This is a genomic window from uncultured Candidatus Kuenenia sp. (assembly GCF_900696675.1).
In the GTDB taxonomy this organism is placed as follows: Bacteria; Planctomycetota; Brocadiia; order Brocadiales; family Brocadiaceae; genus Kuenenia; species Kuenenia stuttgartiensis_A.
The window spans coordinates 1-1,280 of the sequence record NZ_CAADGZ010000288.1 but is presented as its reverse complement, the minus strand read 5'-3'; the positions used below and the strand labels follow the sequence as shown (position 1 = coordinate 1,280).

The following is a 1,280-nucleotide window of genomic DNA, read 5'->3' as shown; positions in this document are numbered from 1 at the left end:
TTGACGGAGAAAGGCCAGAAGTTCTCTTGTTCACTGATGACCGCTTCAGCCCTTGATATTAAAGCACTTACGGAAATGGCGGCATGAAAAACACGCATAAAAAACAAGAAATTGATGGATAGTAGTACAAAGCATACAGAACACAAAGGACACGAAGAAAAACTTACAAAAAAAAAAGGTTTTTACAGTGTAATACTATGAACGGTTATAAAAAATCGGGAATGCACCCCCGAGTGTTACTATTTTCATTACGTTTTATCGGTAAGTTACTTAACAAGGCTTCCCAAAATGGCTCTGATTTTAGTTTTAATTTAACAGTCGCCTTGCCTTCTTCGCACTTAAGATAGTCTATGGTAACGTGCTGCAAATAAGGGCTGTTCAGGATTTTGTTGTTTTCCAGTTTTGGTATCTTGTTTAAATGGCACGTAAACAGTTTCGCCTTATCCTCTGCCTTGCCAATTTCCAGGAATGGAAAGTTGAGAAAACTCTTTAATACAAAACCCGGAATATAGGAAAGGTTTAACATTTTTATGCTGACAGACCTCGTATCCCCGGTAAAGTCGCAGGAATCATAGGCAAGCTCTGGTTTGACGGGATAAGACTTGTTTAACTTGTTTAATACGAAGTGACCATCATTGAATGTAACGCTAAGATTGGGCGCATAATTTTTGATAATCTCATTCACAAATACTTCCGTTACCTCAAAAGTGCCTGTGGTTATGTCTTCAATAGCCTTTTTCAAAGATTCCAGGCTTGTGCCTTTTAATAGTTCCCTGTACTTTTCCATAATTTCCGGGTTGGCCAATACTGTATTTGTTATGTCCTTAACCCTGTCTACTTTGTCCTTATGCTTGTCTATAAAACCATGCATTGGCTGGTCTTGTTCGGCACTGCAGTCGGATGGCGGGGTTTCAGCCTTTTTGTCGGAAAGAAGTTTTGCCGCACCTTTCACTATCAGTTTCCCTGCCTTTTCCCCTGCCCTGCCTCCTTGTTCGCCTAGTCCTATTTGGTTGCCAGCGAATGTCCCTAACCCTTTTCCAAACAGCCCCCCCGTCTTTTCCGGATCTATATTTGCCGCTTTTTTCACTACATTTTTAAATTTTTCCGACACCATAATTACTCCTTTCCGTAGAAATTCATATTTTACACATCCACCGTTCGTGGCATTTAATAAGCCTTTGGGTTCCGCCTCCCCATGCCTAGCCTTCCGCCCTCTGCCTAATCCTCGCCATACACAGCAAAGGCACTACGGGTACTATCTTGCGCATGGCAGGTCCACT

1 protein-coding gene is annotated in these 1,280 nt (G+C 41.8%); it reads right to left on the bottom strand.

What is annotated here, in order from left to right; genetic code table 11:
* Positions 1-205: 205 nt before the first annotated feature.
* Positions 206-1,114 (bottom strand): hypothetical protein, encoded by a 909-nt coding sequence (locus QZT26_RS17695; protein WP_295104086.1) that lies wholly within the window; start codon positions 1,112-1,114, stop codon positions 206-208.
* Positions 1,115-1,280: the final 166 nt, after the last annotated feature.

Coding starts and splice junctions, on each gene's coding strand:
- QZT26_RS17695 (WP_295104086.1), bottom strand. CDS start 1,114: ATGGTGTCGGAAAAATTTAAAAATGTAGTGAAAAAAGCGGCAAATATA.